A 16,164-nucleotide genomic window follows, 5' to 3' on the forward strand; every position below is an offset into this window, starting at 1 on the left:
CAATTACACCCCTTTGAACACGTTTAAATCCGGCCTCACCCGGAGCAAATTCGTAATCTTATCAATCTGCATTTGCCCGTCACGTAAAAAAGCGAACTCCATGCTTGTCTCCCGATTCTCCCACTCATCCGGTGGCCTGCTGATAATCTCTGCGATCCGGAGCTGGGTAGGTGCCAGATAAGAGGCCGCGATGACCGCCTCCTCATTGCCAGCTATGCCCGCATGGGCCATTCCCCTAAGCGCTCCCATTATTAAAATATCTCCGGTACACGTAACCGTTCCCCCTGGATTGACATCCCCCAGGAAGAGCAGGTTGCCTTCATGATGCAGCACCTGCCCGGAACGAACCATTCCGCACATCGTGGCAATTTTCGCCGTGTCCTCTTCCGTGATCATGCCTGGTGTGTCCACGGAGCGAATAAGCAGATTGCCTTTTTGTCTCAATATATCAAGCAGCGCTTCCTTCTCTTCGTCCGACACGATCCTCATCCCGAATTTCACATCAACATGAATGATCGGGCCAGTCAGGATGTTCTGATGGCTATGCTCCAATTTATAACGCAATTCGTCAAGCAGAGCCCCGAATTCGCAAGTATCGTCAAACAGGAAAACCAGGCCATCCTTGATGCCCTTAATTGTCACATGGTTGGATTTCACCGTCATAAGCCTGTCCCTCCCTCTTATTCAATTCGCGTAGATGCGAACAAGTTCCTGCTTGCATTCCTTGAAATATGCGAAGTCAGGACTTCTGTTCCGGGGAGCGACGCTTGGTGAGAATCTCAAGCTGCCGTCTTAGCGGCACATAGATTGCCAGTGCGAACACAAATTGCACGAACATATTCGGTATGATGTGATTGACGAGCGCCCATGAATAGGCCTGATGAGTTAGCTCGAACAAGGAATAGATGCCGAATATTGTAGAGTCCAGCAGCAGACTGCCGAAGATGATGAGGATCAGCACCATCGGAAGCGGGATCGGACGGGATCTCGATGGAAGTCCCACCAGATACCCGGTAAATCCCATGGCAAAAGAGTAAGGCCCAATGATAGCACCATAGAAGACAACATCATGCAATACTCCAAAAATCAGACCGAGAACTAGCCCGGTATGTCGGTTCTCAAAAATGGAAAAATACATAATCACCACAAAAACCAGATGAGGAAATAGCCGCGTCTGCCATGAATATGGAATTAACCAGGGGACAATCGTTCCCTCAACAATGAACAGGACGAACAGCAGCAAGATTAATATCGTTTTTCTCTTCCTCACTATTCTTCAACCTCCGGAGCAAACACCACGAACAGTTCCTTCCAATCAGTAAAGCTTGCTGCCGGTTCTACCGTAGCGGTGTAGGTCAGACCATATTGGCCGACTTCGATCTCCTTCACCTTACCGATCACCATCCCTCGAGGGAATACGCCACCGATGCCCGAAGAGACGATCAGATCATCCTTGGCAAGCGGAGTAGGCGATGTAATCCGTGACATGAGGAAATAACCGGTTGTCTGATCATAGGACTCAATCATACCGAATACATCATTCTCCTTGCCTTGAGCGGTCACAGCAATCCCGTTGGAATTGGGATCCTTGGCATCCATCGTGGTCGCCAGTCTGACGGTAGAGGTGAAGTTACTCACATGGCTAATGACGCCGACCAGCCCTTCTGCAGACGATACAGCCATTCCTTCCTTAACCCCTTCCCGTTCACCGATGTTCACGACGATCGAACGGTTAATCGGGTCATCATTGATGCTCACGACCTGAGCGATCTTCCATATATAGTCATACTGTTCTTTCTGAGCCTTGGTAAAATCAAGATCCTTCTTCAGTTGCTCATTCTCCTGCTCAAGCCGATTGAATCTCGCTTTGTCGCGTGTATAATGAGCCAAGGCGATCTTCAGTTGTTCATTCTCTTCCTGTAAAGAACGCAGGTTGGAGATGTCCTCAACCACACCTGCTATGTATGAGGTGGGTCTATAGAATAAATTTTGCACGAAGCCAACCGTATCCTTCACAAATTTCTCCGGCCAGGACAAGCCTGCTCTCGATCCGAGGGTAAAGCCCATCACCGCGATAAAAAGAATAAGTCCGATCAACAAAACAAATAATCTTTTGTTGCCAAGTAGCTTAAACAGTTTAAGCACCCTCCAACCTTACGAATTTCTTCTATTGTAGCTCCTCACAGTTTGTCTTTGAAACAAGCAGAAACGAATCCTCGTCCTCTGACGAACGGTATCCGTTTCTGGCAATTAGCTACACAAATAGAAAAGCGGCTTGGCCATCCATAGCCGGATGGCGCCGCTAATCAATATTAATTTCCGCATCTATCCCGCCGTTATTAGCGTCTGGAACGAAGCGTCGAACTGTTCTTCGTCTTGAACAGATGAATATTGTCCAGGGCACGGCCTGTACCGATAGCTACACAGTCGAGCGGATTATCAGCAACGATCACAGGCATCCCGGTTTCACTGGCCAGCAGCTTGTCCAGGTTGCGCAGGAGCGCACCCCCGCCGGTGAGGACGATACCGCGGTCCATAATATCGGCCGCAAGCTCAGGAGGGCATTTCTCAAGGGTTACTTTGACAGCATCTACGATAGCGCTGACCGTATCGTTAAGAGCTTCTGTAATTTCATCGGATGTAATCGTGATCGTCTTCGGCAATCCGGTAACGAGGTCACGACCGCGAATTTCCATCGTCTCTACCTTCTCAAGGGCGAGCGCAGAACCGACATCCATCTTCAATTGCTCGGAGGTTCTCTCCCCGATCATCAGATTGTATTGACGTTTAATATACTGAATGATCGATTCGTCCATCTCATCACCAGCGACGCGCACCGATTTGCTCGTTACGATGCCGCCGAGGGAAATCACAGCAACCTCTGTCGTACCGCCGCCGATATCGACGACCATACTGCCTGTAGGCTCCCAGACCGGCAGATCGGCACCGATGGCCGCTGCGAAAGGCTCTTCAATCGTATAGGCCTCACGAGCTCCTGCCTGCTTGGTCGCATCCTCAACAGCACGCTGCTCTACCGCAGTAATTCCGGAAGGAACACAGACCATGACATTAGGATGACGCTGGAACATCGAACGCTGCTTCTGCGCCGAACGGATGAAATATTTGATCATCGTCGCCGTCGTATCAAAATCAGCGATAACCCCATCCTTCATCGGACGGATCGCGCGGATATTGCCAGGCGTTCTGCCGATCATTTTCTTAGCCGATTCCCCTACAGCAACGATGTTCTTATTATCAGTATGGATGGCAACCACCGAAGGTTCCCTCACAATAATTCCTTTGCCACGGATATAAACAAGGGTATTTGCAGTCCCTAAATCAATTCCTAAATCTTTCGAAAAGCCACCAAACATGCTGTAATCTTCCTTTCTTCCTGTATCTAATCAATTATATTACATCAAACCCTGCTCCTTCAAACTCACGAATTGACCGTCTCCAATCACGATGTGATCCAGTACATCAATTCCCACAATTTCACCCGCTTCGCACAGACGGCGCGTCATGCGGATATCTTCCGGACTTGGCGTCGGATCTCCGCTCGGATGATTATGGGCGCAGACGATCGATGCACTACTGCATTTAATCGCAGCGCGATACACTTCGCGAGGATGAACGATCGATGCGTTCAAGCTACCAACGGAAAGCGTCTCTTGAGCAATGATATGATTTTTCGTATTCAAAAAAAGACATACAAAGTGTTCCTTAGGTAAGTATCTGAGCTGCTCCATCAATACGTCTGCCGCGTCTTGCGGACTACGAATACTCGCAGTCTCCGGCAAACGTGATTTAGCCAGTCTTTGTCCAAGTTCGATCCCAGCCTTGATCTGTACAGCCTTGGCCGTACCGACCCCTTTCATTTGCGTTAAGTCGTCTAGACTACGATCTACTAGGCCGCGAATGCCGCCGATCTCAGCGAGAATCCGCTGGGCCATATGGACAGCCGACTCATGCTTCGTGCCGGTCCGCAGCAATATCGCTAACAGCTCGGCTTGGCTGAGCGCCCCTGCTCCATATTCCATCATCCGTTCTCTCGGGCGCTCCTCGCTAGGAATGTCACGCAGCATATAAGGTGCCAAATTCATCTTGAACCCTCTCCTCCGAATATTAGTTCAGTACCAAGTCTTCTAAAGTCTTAGTCACAAGCTTCATTCGGAAGGATATGCTTTATCACTTCCTAGTATAAACGGATTTATTTTCTTTTTGTTACATTTCTACAATACATATACTCCAAAATTGCGAAGCATATCAACGAGCAAGGATAGCGGAAGACCGACAACATTGAAATAGCAGCCTTCTATACCAGTTACGATCGTTGCTCCCAAGCCTTGAATGGCGTAAGCGCCAGCCTTGTAGTGCACGATGGTTCTTTTAAGCTGACAGTATCATTGACGAGTTCCCCGCCATAAAAGTTTGACGCCAAAGTAGAAACTAATGTTTTGATTACCGCCCCCGCTTTATAAGTAACGGTGGCTTTATAGCCGTCACCGTTACCATCAGGGTCATGATCCCCACCTTCGTACTGTAGCAATTTCTCAATATTGGCTTTCAAGTAAATTGTAGGTTCTCCGTCTTCGTTGACAATTATTTTATCAACTAACAAACTAAGATCCTTACGATCAAACATCTCTTTTCCAATAAGTTCATCAAGAACACTCAACGCAGTAACTGAACCTTCCTGAAACCTTGAAGATTGCTTTTTAATTTCAGTTAAATCATCAATCTGCCTTTGAATATCTTTGATTAGCAAACGCTTCTCAGCTTCAATTTCTGCATATGCTTCTGAGATAATTTCCTCATCTTCGGGGCGTCGAGCAACTTCATTTATCCTCTGCTTCATTGTTACTTTCAGTTCATCAGAAAGTTGCTTTAGACTTGAATTTAGCCTCTGGAGGGACTTATCTAGATTGTCTGTTCTTTTCACCTGATCTTTCAATTTACCATCGAAACCACTAATTGCATTGCTCAGTTTTTCTCTGAGGACAACAAGGTGGGCTTTTATTGCAAGCAGCAATGTTCGATCTAAGATGTAATGTGTTGTACAAGCTATTTTACCTACTCTTCTGTATGTCCCGCATATGTAGGACTTGTGTTTGCCTTCCTTATTAAGAGCAACAAATCCACGTCCGCAATCGGCACAAACAAGAAAGCCAGTGAATAGGTTTACATGCTTATGTCCCGAACCTCTATAATGCATGGTGAGACGTTTTTCAGCGATCTCCTGTGCAAGTTCGAAATCCTCCACACTTACCAGAGGTTCGTGATTATTTGTAAACACATAGTGCTGAGACGGATCGACCCTCAGAATTTTCCCATTGATCTCAGCAAGCTTATATTTACCTTGTCGAAGTACTCCAATGTAAAAGTCATTTCTTACGATTCTTTGAACCATTCGCTGAACCCAAACATGTGTAACATCTTTTTTGTAAACTTTACCTTCAGCTTCTTTATTTCTTTGGATAACCATTGATGGAGTAGGCACTTCGTTTTCAGTCAGATAAATACAAATTTTTCTGTAGCCGTCACCTTGTAAATACATTTCGAAGATCTTCTTAACCACCCAAGCAGTTTCTTCATCAATAATTACTTTCTCTCGGTTAAGCGGATCTCTCTTGTAGCCGTAAGGAACTGCTGACAAATACTTGCCATCAATCATTTTGGTCTTGTTGTTATCTTTTATTTTGGTGCTTATATCTTTGACATACCTCTCATTATACCACGTTTTTATTCCAAGTATCGAGTCGTCATCAACGAATGAGTCGTAGTTATCACTTATCAGAATTACTCGAACACCTAACCTTTGCATATCTTCGAGAAACAGCAATGTATGAGCATTATGCCGTCCGATACGTGATATGTCCTTTACCAAAAGCACAACTTTATACCCATTTTCAATTGCAAAATTAATATCTTTTAACATCCGAGCAAAATCAGGTCTGTTGAAAGAATATCCGCTGTAATTATCATCTTCGTACAAATTCTTTTCAGAAATTTCTTTCCCAAACACCTCTTTTGCATGATTCGAAATTATCTTCTTTTGGGCAATAATTGTAGCGTAATTCTTCCTATCTTCATCGCGGCTAATGCGTGTATAACCAATCAACAAACACTTATCTCCAGAATTTACAACCTTAAAATTAGTCATATTTGATACCCCATTTCTTATATTTTCATTGGATTTGGGTCATTGTACCTTGGTATCGAAAACTGGTTCAACATTGTTTTTGAGTGCGTTTTGAAGCACTAATTTTTCAAGACCAACAAGGACATCATCAGTCCCAGAAACGAATGTGATCAGTTTATAGGACTTGAATTTTCTGGTCTTGAGATCTTCCTTGAGTTCCAAAAATTCCGCCGAATCCTTATCCTGCTCAGTCATCCAGACATACACCAACTTATTTGCATTATCCATCTTCACTTTGATCAAGATAATGCACCTCCAACGACCCACAACACAGACATGTTGGAATACCAGATCTTGGAGAGGAAGGTCTTTCTTGACTTGACTAACTTACTAATGATCGCAGACATGTTTAACACTCCGTTTTCACTATATTTGGAGCGGTAACTCCATGCCTGCTTGTTAAGGACTCTTGAAAAATATCCGTAACACGAACTCAACTCAAGACAGGTGCAGATCAATTGGACTCAAAATAAGAAAAAGCACTCACTTCCTGACTAGAAACAGTCAGAGAGATAAGTGCTTCATAATTGAAATTCTACAAAATAGAGCTTTCCTCCTTAAGCTCGCAAGCGAGCTACTTCAAAAACTCACTCCGGATAATAAAAGTAAATCCCAAGCCCCTCGACATAAAAATCACCGTTGATTTTCTTCTCGCGAACTTTAATGCCTTGCTCGATGAGAACTCTGCTGAACATCTCCCAAAACTTTGTGGAGCCTATGGACTTTACATTGTCCAAGCCATTATTATCTGCCCATCTTGAAAAATCTCGCTTAAAGTCTGATCTTAAGGTCTGTTCACCTTCAGCCCAAAATACCCGCGCTTTGAAATACTCGGGGATCGGGTTTTGACTGACCTTATAATCCTCTAATGCTTTTTCACACACTTTACTTTCGGTCAGATTAAAGTTGTTATCGATTAAACGAGCCAAGCCTTTCATTGCAAAATTCAGTATGCCTGGTAATTCTGTCAGCAGCTTATCGAGAAGTGATTTGTCCATGTAGCTTACCCCCTCAATAGGGGCTTCGCCTGCTCTCAACTCCCGATAAATTTTGTTGAAAGGAATGATTTGAAGTCTTCGGAAATACCCATTTGTTAAATCATTTGAATCCATCATACTGTTCAGCAATACAATCGTCTTAGCAAACAATCTTGTGTTGAAAGAAGCTTTGAATTTCTGCTCGACGTTTACCGCATCTCCACCAGTTAAGATTTTGAAGTTCTGAGTGTTGAATTTCCGATCAAATTCATTCTCGGTCGAAACATTCACCAGCTTTCCCGGCAGGTTTTGCATACCAAAACGACCACCAAGATCTTTCAACGAGACATTTGACACATTTTCAATTCCGATAAGGTGACGGATGACTTCTGATAATACACTCTTACCATTTGACCCCGAACCTATGAAGAAAAACGCCTTTTGAATCTTAATGTCCGGTATAAAGCAGTAACCCATTATTTCCTGAACAAGTATGATACGCTCCCTATCACCTTCAAAGATGTCGAATAGGAATTCTTCAAACTTCGGACACGATGCTGATCCGTCATATTCAATCGGAATTTGAATGGTGGATAAGTAGCTTGGGTCATGATTAATAAATTCCATCGAATAAAGATTTAACATTCCATTCGTTAAGTTTATAAGCCCCTTTTCGGGATTCATTTCTTCAACAAATGGTATCTCTCTCCTTAAAGCCTCGAAGTACTCACCCTCCCATTTCCGACACCAGATATCCGCTTTTGCTTCATGAATAATACCGCGGCAGATCGCCTTTAACATCCTGTCGTTCATTTCGATATAATACCCCTTACTACAATAGGCATAAATCTGCGCATTACCTAGTTGAACGAGATGCATTCGACTTAATGCGTAAGTGGCGAATGTATTAGCGTTCATTTCTAGATCTCTCTTCCCGTAAGTAATCCCCCGTTCTTTAAGCGCGAGACGCTCATCGAGCTGCTCTACAATTGGTGAGACACAGGATTTCATGACTTCAAGAGTTTGATATGATGCTGCCATTTTTAAGCACACCTTTCTCGGGTTTGTATATCACTCTCCGAGACTCTTGAGCACTTTCCCAATTTTCGTCTCAACTCCTGCATAAAAAAATGACCCTAATTTATTTTGGATGAATAAAAACAGTGTAGACCACCAAAGGTATTCTACACTGTAGTCAGGTTTTTATTTGGATGTTAAATGCAGTTCCCTCATGCTTTGTGCTTTCCTCTTCTTGCCTTCTTCTCTCTTTTTCAGTAGATGCTCCAGTAATGGACCATACTTATCTGCGTACTTCGGTATTACCTTCCATTCACCTTGAACTTTCTTGTCGATTGGGATGATCTGTTCAGTAATTGGAACAACATCTTCTCTATAACCTGATTTGTTCTTGGGCTTATTTCTCTTAAATTGAATCGATGGTGTGGGTAACTTGGCGTCTCCTTTTTCAAATGCTTTCAAATATAAGGAAACATAGCCACCTCTAGGATCATCATTAGCTTCAAAAAAACCAGCGTACTCATCCCTTAACATCAAGAACATAAACTCGTAATAGGTAAGATCAAACTTTTCATTTGCTTTTACTTTACGTTTTCCGATCTGATCTTTACTTATTCCCGTATACTTATCCAAACGAACATCAATGACAGGAACATCGTCAATATCTACATCAGAGATCAAGGTGATACCTACCTTTGTAGGACATGGTTCAGATTTCCTCACACCATCTGCGACATTACGCTTTGACTTAAATGATTGAAATCCGAGTAAAGTAACAAAATGTAGAGTATGAGACAATGAACATAAATTCTCTTTTCGACTCTTTGGCATATCCGCTATTATCTGATGACCGATTTCTAGAAATCTTGAATTATATTTTGTTTTCTTACCAGCACCCATTTTACCCCTCCTTCGGATCTAATAATCTAATCGAGTATCCTGGCTTTCTGTTTTTTGAATAATAATACTTCTCTAGGAACCTATCTTTTTTATACTCAACATTGTAATCTTCGAACACATGATAGACCGTATCAATTGTTGAGAAGAAGGCTAGTTTGTCTCCTTCATTTGTGGGAATGAACTGATAGCTTCCATCTGTTTCAAATAATTGTTGAAGAAAATTATTTTCATTGTATGTATACCGCTCTACACCAAAATCATTTAGATTGAACTTTACTGTCTTTCCAAAAAAGTAAGTCTCTTGATCGTATCTCATAATTTTATCATCTCGATGACTTATAAGAGTTCGATTCCCTTTTTCCCTTACATACGTAGGTATCTTTTGGGCTACACGCAATTCTTCGGGAATTGAATTTATGGCTTCAATTTCAATTTCCTCTGTCAATCGCGTCTTGACTCTTGGATAGTATGTTAATGAGATAGAGTCTTCATCAAACCCTTCAATTACTGCAGGGTAGCACTCAGAAAGTTTACCCGGATTGGACTCCGTTGCACCTATACGTTCATACAGCAGTACGACATCACCTATCTCGAATTCGCTTGTAAGATATTGAAACTTTTCTGCTTTATTGTAGAATCGGTTCATCCATCCCCGCTGTCTGAATTGCATAACGAAAGCTATCCAATCAAATTGATGCTCTTTAATTTCGGATGGACCATCTGCGGCTTCATTATAGAATTTATCAAGTTGTATTTTATCTGTGCTCGATTCTTCAAGATACCTTATCTCGACTAATCCATCGAGCAAACTATTTCCGAATCGCATAAGGATGTAAAGATCCACATATTCGAAACCATCAGGATAAACTGCCCCATGATCAATTATTAATTTCGGAATAGGTTTGTTGACCTTAGCACTTCTTACCATGATATAAGCAATTAAGCTGATGTATCCTGCAGATTTTTTACTTGAAGCATTCAAGACTTGATTAGCCATAATATCTGATTGCAGTTCAAACACTACTTCATCGTCGGTATCTTTCTTAAAGTAGACTCCCTCAACCGATTTTGTAAAGAAGTTCCTATCGGAGTAAGGTTTCAATGTCCCGATTGGTTTGAACCCCACATCAAGCCCGTTTGTTACCACGAAACTGAAGTGTTCACCGATGAGCAATTCCTCTGAAATTGTTACATCGGACAAAACCAATTTCTTCTTAAGCAAGGTTTGGGCATACTTGTCGAGTTCATAGGCAAGCAGAAGCTCCGAACCTGTATAAATAGTGGTTACTTTCTTGTCTAAAGGTAATAATTCGTTTAATCTTATGACATCCATTTTCAATTCTCCTTTCACATGAAGCAATCATTGGTAGTATTCTCTATATTTTAACCCATCGATAGTTTTGGCTCAATTATAGAAAAACCACCTTCCAATCGGATAAGTGGTTACGACCTGTTTCCAATCTTTACTTAATGAATACGACATACACCTTATCTGTCGTTAGCAGGTTACTATCTTCATAAATTTCGACCTTCTCCTTAATATCAGCCTGCAAATTCTTTATTAAGTGCTGCGCGGCGGATAAAGTATGGTCGCCAAAATCATAGATCACCAAAAATTTGAACGCTGCCGCGGGATCAATCGATTTTACTTTTGATTTCCCTTCAAGTAGCCCCCTGATATCTTTTACGATTCCGTTTCTTTGAGCTGAACCAAATTTGTAACCATTATTGATCGGCTTGTTACATTTGATCTCAGCAATAATATTGACCTCTCCAGTAACGATGAGATCGTATCCATTATCATTCGGTCTGCTTTTAAGAACTTGTTCCAAGTAAACTTGATAATTCTCCTTCACATAAGGGAAGCGATCACTAACCCAGTCAATAAATCGGATGGTCGTTTTGTATGTAATGATGTTATGGATGTCCTTCAACGTAGTCTTTATGTCTTCGAAGTCTTCAACTGACATCCGAGAATAGTAATCTTCATTGGAGCCGGTTATTTTATTGGCTACGAACTGGTTGAAGCGTTCTTTTAACTCGGATTCTCTATCATAAGGTAAGCTCATTTTTTACCCCCTGTTAAGACAAAATAGTATGTTTATCCACTAATTGTATCTCGAGTGGCTCCTTTGGCTCAACAAAAGAAAATAATGCTACTGAAATCCGCTTCCTTCGATGCCCCCTAATACAACAAGGGCAAAATAAAAGATGGTGCCTGTTACAGACACCATCCGAAATGGAACCCCTAATGGTCAATTACTCTTCATCTTTGTAATCAATCTTCGTGTCGATTCCAACTGTATTTGTTTTACTATCCCACGTTACGCCAATGTTGAACGCTTTTGCGATGTCGCGGAGCTTGAAGTAGTTGTTACCATCTATTGTGTAGGCGACCAAGCTTACTTCCTTGCCATCAATATATAAGGTGGAAGAAGTAGGCTTGGCTTCTTTTGTTGCTGGCTTAGCGGATACTTTAAGCTCTCCACCCGCAGGAGTGTACGCTTTACCGGAAAGAAGACTAATTGCATTCTTTGCTCCATCCCATTTCACTTCAAATTGTTTCTCGGTGCCATTCACAACAGATGCGATGTCGCGAAGCTTAAAGAAGTTGTTGTTATTGATGTTGTAGGCTTCAAAGGATACTTCTTTGCCGTTGACGATAACCTTGGAAGCGGTTGGCTTGGCAGATACAGGCTTGCTCGACTGATTTATATCTGCATCAACCACTTTGTAACGATTGAATCCTTCATACATGAAGTAAATATTCTTAAACGAGTCGATTACATTACGATCTTTGTCATAAACCTCTATAGATGCAACTAAAACATCGTCTGTAAGAACAGATTCGAATGTAACACTCGGCATATATACTGAAACTTTACCATCTTTGAATTCCTCGTCTACATATTTCATTTGACCTCCAAAATAGCTGTCGACACTCACATAAACTGAATGAGCCTTTGGGTTTGTAGTTACTAGATCGAACAAGAATACATTAGAGTCCTTCTCAAATTTCGGAGTCTTTAAGGTGATCGCAGAGACTTCAAAACCACCGATCTCATCGTCATTTCCCTTAACTTTCTGAAGCTTTAAAGAACTGCTCGGGAATTTAATCTTATACCCCGAATTTTCATTAAGAACATTTACTGTCGACATACCTTGTTCGGCTTCACTGTTACCGGATTCGGAGTTAGTCTTAGGATCATTACTTGCAGTTCCTTCGCCTACAATCTGCACCACGAATTCGGCAACAGTATCAGGTGAAAACTCGCTGCCGAAGCGCACGTTCACCCCATAATAGCCCTTCTTGCTGAGACTTACGGTACTGCCTTTTACAGCGATATCTTCGGAAGCTTCTCCCATAATGAAGGACTCACCACCAAGCTTCGCGTCAGGGAGGAAACTGATACTCGGATGCGGGTCTTTTCCGGTAATAGTAAGCGTTACTGGCTTGTCGGATACAAAAACCGTATCTCCAACACCTGATCCTTCATCAATAAACTGCTTTTTATCAGTTACGTTTGAGATTGAAACATAACCTCCTTGCTTCGTCTCAACTTTCGCTCCACTCTCAGCCATAACCGTTAGTGAAGTAAACAGGGAAATAACCAAAGACAAGACCAACATCATAGATATCTTCTTCATTTTCCATCACTCCATTTTCATTGTTGTATGCTTATCATGAGCAATTGCTCTAAAAGCCAAGTTATTGAACTGTTCTCTTCGCCTGATACATCGATTGGATAAATAACTGGATATCTGATTTTTCAAAGTGGTGTTCGCTAATACAAATCCTTTTCCCTACAAAGGCGACTTCGAACAGCTTGTACCTCTTAAATAGATAAAGAACCAAGGCGATAACAAAGACTCCTGCCAATATCGAGCTATAAAGCTTAATTTGGCTAAAATGCGCACCATATTTCTTCATTCCTCTAGAGATCTGCATTAGGATCGTGATTAATACCCCGACCGTTACAAGGTAGTAGAGATTACGTCTCGATCTTTTACGTATGTAGCCAGCACCAATGAAATCTTGAAGCGGTATCGATTCGGGTTCGAATATTTTTCTGGAAGTGTCGCCATTATCATACCGATAATGTTCACCGAAAAAGTGGATGTACTTATTGGTAAGAACTACTACAGGCTTTTGACCCTTGTTCCCGATGTTACCTTTACCTAATACCGCTCTGATCTCCTCACCATTGCTCAAGGTTAATCCTTTAACGACAGTACTCATTTGTTACCATTGGACAGGAGATTCTTTTTTGCTTCGTCAAACTCTTCTTGGGTGATAAGCTTCTGCTGTAGTAGTTCGGAGTATTTCTTTATCTCGTCAGCAATTCCAAGTTTGGAGTTAGTTTCAGTGGGCGTTTGTGGCGCGGCTGCCGCTGCAACCTGAGTAGGCGCTGATTCTACAACATGGTCTTTAGCCCTTCTAAGTTGCTTCTGAAAATCGTCGATCTCTGCTTTATCATACAAATTGATGTTGAAGGCAATCATACCCCCTGCGAAGGAGATCTCGAACAAATTTTTGCGTTTCAATATGTATGCAGTTAGCGTGATTGAAAAGCTCAATATTGAAGCGATCAATACAAATGTCAAAATGTTCATAACTGTTGCCTGATCACTACTTCCCAAGCTACTTAGAACACCGAAAAGAATGATTGATAAAACTAGTGAAGATAAAGAAGTAATCAACAGTGATATCGGATTAACCCTGGTGTAACCTGTTCCGGTCACATCCTTCAGATCAACCATCCGCTCTTCAAAAGACTTTTTCAACTTACCAGCTTCTTTGTAGTAACACTTTCCTTTGAAGTAAACCCGCTTGTTACTAATGACGGAAAATCCACTGGCAAGCGAACCCCCTGATAGGAAGTTGATGATATAACCATTACCAATTGAAGCAATATATCTCTCCGTTGGTTCTGCGAATACTTCCCTGAACTTTTTCAATACTTCTTCCGATAAAATTGCACCTCGACCTAACTTTCCCTCAGCTGAGACTTTAAAGAATGCAATTAGCGGTGGAACAATAATCACGAGTAAAAAGAATGTGATGATTAATTGTGGTGCTGAACTCGACAAGTGCATCTTCTCCTTTGGTTAGACTTTATTTAACACTGTCCCACTGCCCCTTCTAGACAAATCCTCATTATTCCTTACCAGAGTAGGCATTTCGACATATATTGATAAGTATAATATAGGAACTATACTTCGCCAACTATAATTAGTTATCAAAAATTCGCGTATTCCCTAACATAAAGGAAACGAATGCAAGGGGCTGTATCCTTTATGAAATTGAAAGAAGCTAGGGAAAAGAAGAATCTTAGCCAAGAGAGCGTCAGCCGCGCTGTTAATATATCTTTGAAGCATTATCAAAACATTGAACACGGTCTGACAACTCCAACTGTCAATATTGCATTGCATATCTGTGAAGTGTTGAAGGTTGACCCCCGAAAAATTGATGAGTGGAAAGACAGACGACCGCCTGTTTAATCAGATAACCCTTAGTCCATGATATTTAGAACCTACTCCTTAGTCAGTTGACTTTAAGTCACATCGAAAACACCACCTCGACTAAATTATCCATCATATCTATAACTTTTGACCTACTATCCCGATATACTTATTAAGAAGAATATGGGAAGGAGGTCTTTTTGTTTGTGGACATACGGAATGAATTTGGGCAAAGAGTCCGTGAATTGAGGGCGAGAAGTGGCATGTCTCAGGAATCGCTTGCATATCGCGCGGGGCTTGATCGTACATATTTAAGTGGTGTCGAACGGGGAGAACGCAATGTCAGCCTGGTTAATATCGAAAAGATCGCCGCGGCGCTTTCTGTATCGGTTGAATACATGTTCTCTAGTGAACGCTTCTCATCAACCCCTGCATATCAACCTAATGACTTCACGATACCATTTACAGAGCGGTTTAAATATCAACTCGATGGTGACCGAAAGATTCTCGCCTTTCAAGTTTATGGGTTACTTACAGGAGATAATGTTGATTTTATGTCTAAGACCCTTATGAGGATTTGTAGTTCCTTTGGAAAGGGTGAACTGAACGTTTTTGTTGATCACCGTGATATGAAAGCTTCTGACGGGGAGCCAGTAGTTTACTCACCAGAAGTTGCTGAACGAGCTATAGCTTTTCAACGGAACTTGCTTTTGTATAGCAGTAAAGCCGTGGTGCTTTGTAATTCAGAATTTCAGGTTCATCAACTTAATCGAATTACCCAAGAAAGCGGCATTCCTACAGTCCCACTATACGGTCGAGATAAAGATATGGTCGGACAAGCATACGAGCTGCTCAACATTAACGGGAATGACTTAATTAAAGTGCATTAGTTTGAGGTGGATTTAGTGAATGTAAGAATTGAGTTTGGGAATAGAATACGTGAACTCCGAGCAAGAAGTGGTATGTCTCAAGAAGTCTTGGCTCACCGAGCAGGAATGGATCGGAGCTATCTAAGTGGTGTAGAACGAGGATTACGCAATATCAGCTTGGATAATATCGAACGACTTGCTAAAGCATTGAATGTGTCGATTTCGTATATGTTTGCAGTCGAAAGGCTTTCAGATACCCCTGCTTACCAACCGCATGACTTTACCGTTCCACTCTCTGAGAGGTTCAAATATCATGTTGACAGTGATAAGCGGATTCTGTCATTTCAGGTAACTGGATTGCTAAATGGTCAACATGTAGACCATATGTCGAAAACCTTGCTGGGGATATGCAACGCCTTTAAGAAAGAAGAACTAAGTGTTTTTGTTGACCACCGAGATATGAAGGCTGCCGATGGAAAGCCAGCTGTATACTCTCCAGAAGTAGCAGAAAAAGCAGTTTTATTTCAGCAAGAGCTTACTACATATAGCAATAGGGTAGTTGTACTCTGCAATTCTGAATTTATGGTACAGCAAATGAATTTTGTCACTGCGACAAGTGGGATTCATGATAAGTCGATTCACTTGTTCGACCACGACAAAGAAATGGTAGGGAAAGCATACGAGTTGCTCGACATAAACGGGAATGACTTGATACAAGCTAAAACTTAAAGCCGCC

17 protein-coding genes and 1 pseudogene are annotated in these 16,164 nt (G+C 42.0%); 3 read left to right on the plus strand and 15 right to left on the minus strand.

Going from position 1 to position 16,164, the window contains the following annotated elements:
- Window positions 1–3: 3 nt before the first annotated feature.
- From minC to BFJ94_RS13825, 15 genes and pseudogenes are all read right to left on the minus strand, one after another.
- Window positions 4–663, minus strand: a complete 660-nt coding sequence (gene minC, locus BFJ94_RS13755) for a septum site-determining protein MinC (RefSeq protein ID WP_120463174.1) — start codon at window positions 661–663, stop codon at window positions 4–6.
- Between the two features lie 76 nt (window positions 664–739).
- A complete protein-coding gene (mreD, locus tag BFJ94_RS13760) occupies window positions 740–1,270 on the minus strand; it encodes a rod shape-determining protein MreD (RefSeq protein ID WP_120463175.1) in 531 nt (176 codons plus the stop codon).
- On the minus strand, window positions 1,270–2,145 hold the full coding sequence (gene mreC, locus BFJ94_RS13765; protein WP_120463176.1) for a rod shape-determining protein MreC: 876 nt from the start codon (window positions 2,143–2,145) through the stop codon (window positions 1,270–1,272). Before mreC ends, mreD begins: the two co-directional genes overlap by 1 nt.
- 194 nt (window positions 2,146–2,339) lie before the next feature.
- A complete protein-coding gene (locus tag BFJ94_RS13770) occupies window positions 2,340–3,374 on the minus strand; it encodes a rod shape-determining protein (protein ID WP_120463177.1) in 1,035 nt (344 codons plus the stop codon).
- A 39-nt stretch (window positions 3,375–3,413) separates the two neighbouring features.
- A complete protein-coding gene (gene radC, locus BFJ94_RS13775; RefSeq protein WP_120463178.1) occupies window positions 3,414–4,103 on the minus strand; it encodes a RadC family protein in 690 nt (229 codons plus the stop codon).
- A gap of 129 nt (window positions 4,104–4,232) precedes the next feature.
- Window positions 4,233–4,370: pseudogene (locus BFJ94_RS13780) on the minus strand (Maf family protein); the annotation flags it as partial.
- The gene (locus BFJ94_RS13785; RefSeq protein WP_120463179.1) at window positions 4,325–6,163 is read right to left on the minus strand and encodes a recombinase family protein; all 1,839 of its coding nucleotides are present in this window, start codon (window positions 6,161–6,163) and stop codon (window positions 4,325–4,327) included. The pseudogene BFJ94_RS13780 and the gene BFJ94_RS13785, both read right to left, overlap by 46 nt.
- A 39-nt stretch (window positions 6,164–6,202) precedes the next feature.
- The gene (locus BFJ94_RS13790) at window positions 6,203–6,445 is read right to left on the minus strand and encodes a hypothetical protein (protein WP_120463180.1); all 243 of its coding nucleotides are present in this window, start codon (window positions 6,443–6,445) and stop codon (window positions 6,203–6,205) included.
- Between the two features lie 344 nt (window positions 6,446–6,789).
- The gene (locus BFJ94_RS13795) at window positions 6,790–8,220 is read right to left on the minus strand and encodes a DNA primase family protein (RefSeq protein WP_120463181.1); all 1,431 of its coding nucleotides are present in this window, start codon (window positions 8,218–8,220) and stop codon (window positions 6,790–6,792) included.
- Window positions 8,221–8,382: 162 nt separating this feature from the next.
- Window positions 8,383–9,096: a hypothetical protein gene (locus tag BFJ94_RS13800; protein WP_120463182.1), complete on the minus strand. Its 714-nt coding sequence runs from the start codon at window positions 9,094–9,096 to the stop codon at window positions 8,383–8,385.
- Between the two features lies 1 nt (window position 9,097).
- Window positions 9,098–10,429 (minus strand): hypothetical protein, encoded by a 1,332-nt coding sequence (locus tag BFJ94_RS13805; RefSeq protein ID WP_120463183.1) that lies wholly within the window; start codon window positions 10,427–10,429, stop codon window positions 9,098–9,100.
- Between the two features lie 130 nt (window positions 10,430–10,559).
- Window positions 10,560–11,165, minus strand: coding sequence for a hypothetical protein (locus tag BFJ94_RS13810; protein WP_120463184.1), 606 nt, complete (start codon window positions 11,163–11,165; stop codon window positions 10,560–10,562).
- Between the two features lie 190 nt (window positions 11,166–11,355).
- Entirely contained in the window at window positions 11,356–12,744 is a 1,389-nt protein-coding gene (locus BFJ94_RS25640; RefSeq protein WP_205571025.1) for a stalk domain-containing protein, read from the minus strand.
- A gap of 61 nt (window positions 12,745–12,805) precedes the next feature.
- On the minus strand, window positions 12,806–13,336 hold the full coding sequence (locus BFJ94_RS13820) for a hypothetical protein (RefSeq protein WP_120463185.1): 531 nt from the start codon (window positions 13,334–13,336) through the stop codon (window positions 12,806–12,808).
- Window positions 13,333–14,187, minus strand: a complete 855-nt coding sequence (locus BFJ94_RS13825) for an SHOCT domain-containing protein (RefSeq protein ID WP_120463186.1) — start codon at window positions 14,185–14,187, stop codon at window positions 13,333–13,335. Before BFJ94_RS13825 ends, BFJ94_RS13820 begins: the two co-directional genes overlap by 4 nt.
- 207 nt (window positions 14,188–14,394) lie before the next feature.
- Here BFJ94_RS13825 and BFJ94_RS13830 point away from each other — a divergent pair, with 207 nt between their 5' ends.
- The 3 genes from BFJ94_RS13830 (at window position 14,395) to BFJ94_RS13840 (ending at window position 16,157) form a co-directional block, all read left to right on the plus strand.
- Window positions 14,395–14,598 (plus strand): helix-turn-helix domain-containing protein, encoded by a 204-nt coding sequence (locus BFJ94_RS13830; RefSeq protein ID WP_120463187.1) that lies wholly within the window; start codon window positions 14,395–14,397, stop codon window positions 14,596–14,598.
- Window positions 14,599–14,765: 167 nt separating this feature from the next.
- Window positions 14,766–15,449, plus strand: a complete 684-nt coding sequence (locus BFJ94_RS13835; protein ID WP_120463188.1) for a helix-turn-helix domain-containing protein — start codon at window positions 14,766–14,768, stop codon at window positions 15,447–15,449.
- A 15-nt stretch (window positions 15,450–15,464) separates the two neighbouring features.
- A complete protein-coding gene (locus BFJ94_RS13840) occupies window positions 15,465–16,157 on the plus strand; it encodes a helix-turn-helix domain-containing protein (protein ID WP_229716822.1) in 693 nt (230 codons plus the stop codon).
- Window positions 16,158–16,164 lie beyond the last annotated feature (7 nt).

This window comes from Paenibacillus aceti (genome assembly GCF_003614185.1).
Lineage (GTDB): Bacteria > Bacillota > Bacilli > Paenibacillales > Paenibacillaceae > Fontibacillus > Fontibacillus aceti.